Source organism: Veillonella parvula (genome assembly GCF_001553335.1).
Classification (GTDB): Bacteria; Bacillota; Negativicutes; order Veillonellales; family Veillonellaceae; genus Veillonella; species Veillonella parvula_S.
This window is the reverse complement of record NZ_KQ960808.1, coordinates 1-2,040: the sequence shown is the minus strand read 5'-3', so window position 1 is coordinate 2,040 and position 2,040 is coordinate 1. Positions and strand designations below refer to the sequence as shown.

The 2,040-nt window shown below is 35.4% G+C and carries 1 protein-coding gene; it reads right to left on the bottom strand.

What is annotated here, in order from left to right; genetic code table 11:
* A partial coding sequence (locus tag HMPREF1865_RS08540; protein WP_155640509.1) for a two-partner secretion domain-containing protein occupies positions 1–2,040 on the bottom strand: 2,040 nt, incomplete at both ends.

The following is a 2,040-nucleotide window of genomic DNA, read 5'->3' as shown; positions in this document are numbered from 1 at the left end:
TAAAAGCAGGGTCAGTCTCTATCAAAGCATTAGCCGTAATAGCAGGATGAATTTGATATAGTGCCTCTGTTGGTAACGATAAACCATCTATGGTTTGACTTGCTTTACCTTTGCCACCACCCAGACCATATGGATCTAAACTATCATTGACCTTTGCAATAGTAGCTTTGGATACTTTATCTTCAGCGTGCTCTTTTAGAGGACCAATTGGTTTTACATTTTCTTCAGTAATCGACGGTGTCATAAAGACTTCAGGATCCCATCGTCTACGTCTTTTTCTTCCAATATGATGACTTTTGTGAACACTCTTTGTATAACTCTCTTGTGTAGTGCCAGTAACAAAAGTCTTATCACTAATTGCATCGGATATATTTTGTATAGCCCCCTGTGTCTGAATAACACCACCAGAAAGCACTTTACTATTATCATTACGCAGAATACCAGTAGTTACAATATCACCACCGCTACTAATCAAGCCCGGATCATCAATGGTAACCACTTTATGGGTATTTTCTGTTTCAGTTCGAATAATCGTAAATTTATGTACACGATTTTCATCCTTATCCATCTCTTTGTTATAGGCTTCATCTTCAGCAGTCTTAACAGGTTTTACATGAGGTGTTCCATATCCGCTTGTATCATCAGCATATGGGAATTCAGACTTGTCAAATACTTGTCCTTCTAACTTATGGTTTAGATCATTAACTTTTAATTTATCTGGATTTTTAGTAATACTATCTGAAACACGCTTGGTTCCTAACGCAACATTATTATTTTCTACTGTAGGAGTATCTAGTTTAATAGACTTTGTAGCTTTAATAGTCGCCCCTTTATTATGTATACCATCTTTAGCAATAAGGTCCATAGTTCCACCACTATAAATGAGACCTTTACCAGTATTATCTATTGTATCTGAAGTTATATTAACATGATTACGCCCCGCAATTACACCAGACTTATGAGAATCTAGTTCTGCTTTAAGAGTAGTTACTTTCTCTTGTGCATCATCATACGCTTTTGTTAAATCATTAATCCGTTGACGATGTGCGTCTAACTCAAGCTTGGTCTTATATTTAGATATATCAGCATTCCATTCAGCATCAAGTTCATTTTTTGCCTTTTCTAGCTCTTTACCAGCTTTATGATAGCGTTCTTCTATTTCACTATTAGTATGATTTGTAACTATATTAGCTTTAATATCTACTGTATCACCATAAATACGTCCACCTTCATTATTATCTATAGATTTAGCATTTATAGTTGTAGTATTTCCAGAGTTGATAAGACCATTATTGTTTACCTTTTCTTGACTATGTACAGTTGTAGAGGAATCACCTTGAACCACGCTATTTGAATGAATTGCTATACTTTGTCCATCTAAAATAGTATTGCCATTACTTGTAACACCACCATCAACTATAATTTGACCATCACTAGTAATACTAGAGGCTTGTGTAGAACTTATTACACCTTTAACATTTACACCAAGACCAGTGTTAGTACCTTTCAGAGTAATAGAGTTTGCATACATACCACCAATAGCAGAGACATCTAAGCCAATATTATTAGAATTACTAATCTTTTGTGTGTCTAATGTATTAGCATCTATTTTATTCTTACCAGTGCGAGCTTCAATCGAATTTGCCCAGACTCCAGCATTTACATTCGCTGCTTCTGTTAAAATTTGTAACGAGTTAGCCTCTTTGGCATTAAGACCGTTTCTATTAATAGCAACAATTCCTCGCTCCACCCGATATGAGTTTAAATTTCCTGATGAATCATATTCAGGTTTACCTGTAGTTAATACTGCTCGATCTGTATTGATAAATCCACCACCATCTACAGTAATGCCATTAGGATTTGCTATAACTACTGAAGCTTTACGACCTGCTACCTCAATAAACCCGTTCATATTAGTTGGATTGTGTGAAGTAACCTCGTTAACAATGACATTGGCAGAACCACGCATCATATTAGTATTACCAGGAACATATCCACCAAGCTTGGTATTAGACATTTGGTAAGAGTTATTAAGAATTA